This is a genomic window from Micromonospora yasonensis, assembly GCF_026013475.1.
Taxonomy (GTDB): domain Bacteria; phylum Actinomycetota; class Actinomycetes; order Mycobacteriales; family Micromonosporaceae; genus Micromonospora; species Micromonospora yasonensis.
This window is the reverse complement of sequence record NZ_JAPDPH010000436.1, coordinates 1-1,755: the sequence shown is the minus strand read 5'-3', so window position 1 is coordinate 1,755 and position 1,755 is coordinate 1. Positions and strand designations below refer to the sequence as shown.

Here is a 1,755-nt window from a genome sequence, read left to right as displayed (position 1 = left end):
CAAGGCGCGTTCTCCCACGTCTTCGTGGTCAACAACCGCGCCGCCGCCACCAACCCCAAGCTGGCCGCCCTCGACCTGACCACCATCACCAAGGGCGTCACCCTGGCCACGGACGCGGCCGGGAACATCACCGGCCGGGACCGCACCAGCCGGACGGTGCTCACCGCACCGGCCCCGACCATGTGGGACTCGGGTGCGATGACGGCGACCACAGCGACCCCGCAGGAGCGGGGCTCCCTGTCCACCACCGTCGCTCCCGGCCGCACCGCCCGCACCGCCCCGATCGGGGTGAAGGTCGCCGCCGGCAAGCTGCACCTCACGCCGGACCAGAAGCTGCTGACCGACACCGCGACAACATTCCCGGTCTTCATCGACCCCACGTTCACCTGGACGCCGGTCGGGGAGTCGATGTCCGGCTGGGCGACCATCTCCTACCAGCACCAGTCGACCAACTACTGGAAGAACACCCCCGACCTAATCGGGCGGATGCAGGTCGGCAACGCCGGCAGCCAGCGCTCCAACACCCTGATCAACTTCCCGGTCCCCTACGGCACCCTGGCCGGGGCCGAGATCTACGACGCCGTCTTCAAGATCACCAACACGCGGTCCTGGTCCTGCACCGCCAAGACCGTCTACATCTACGGCCCCGGCACGACACTGTCCTCGTCCAACGCGACCTGGAACTACTGGGAGGGCGTCAGCAAGGGCTCGGCGATCGCCTCGAAGAGCTTCGCCTACGGCTACTCCGGCTGCGACGCCGCCGCGGTCTCCTTCGACATCACCGACCAGATCCGCACCGATGTCACCGCCAAGCGCGCAACCCGCACGCTGTGGATGGTCGCCGCGAACGAGGCCACGGACACGGAGAGCTGGAAGGAGTTCCTGGAGACCAGCCCCACGCTCACCATCCGCTACAACCACAAGCCCAACAAGCCCACCGGCCTGACCACCTCCCCGAAGACCGCATGCGCTGGCGGCTCCACCGTCGGTGACGGCACCGTCTCCCTCTACGCCCCCGTTTCCGACCCCAACAAGGGCACCCTCGGCGTCACCTTCAAACTCTGGAAGACCAGCGACACCACCCAGACCGCCATCGCCTCCTCCGACCCCAACCTGCTCACGTACTCCTCCGGCAGCACCGCCGTGCTCATCGTCGGCGTGGACAAGCTCCGCGCCGCCGCGGGCGGTGCGATCACCAACTTCTCCTGGAAGGTCCAGGCCACCGACTTCCGCACCCCCAGCGACTGGTCAGCCGCCTGCAAATTCGACTTCGACCCCACCCGCCCGGGTCCGCCGTCGGTCAGCGAGCCGTCGGCCGGGGCGACGATCGGTCAGCCGGTGACGTTCACCATCACCAAGGGCACCAGCACGACGGTCCCCAGCAGCTACGTCTACCAGCTCAACGCGGGCGCGCCGGTGGAGGTCGACGCCGACGCCAGCGGCAATGCCACTGTCACGATCTCCCCCACCCGATTCACCAACACGCTCAGCGTCTCCAGCCTCTCCGCCGGTGGCAACTTCGGCGACAGCGCCAGCAAGACCTTCAACGCCGCCCCCGCGGCCACCGCACCCGATGCCGACCTCACCGGCGACGACGCCCCCGACCCGCTCGCCATCGGTGCCGTCAACGGTCTTCCGCCCGGTCTCTGGCTCGCCGGCGGCAAGGGCAATGCCGGCATCGACCGGATAGGGACGAACATCGGCGCGCGGGGCAACGGGTTCACCGGCGAGAACCTGCCCACCGACTTCACCGGC

1 pseudogene is annotated in these 1,755 nt (G+C 68.8%); it reads left to right on the top strand.

The features are described 5' to 3' along the window. Positions 1-1,755, top strand: a pseudogene (locus ONA70_RS36140) (hypothetical protein); the annotation flags it as partial.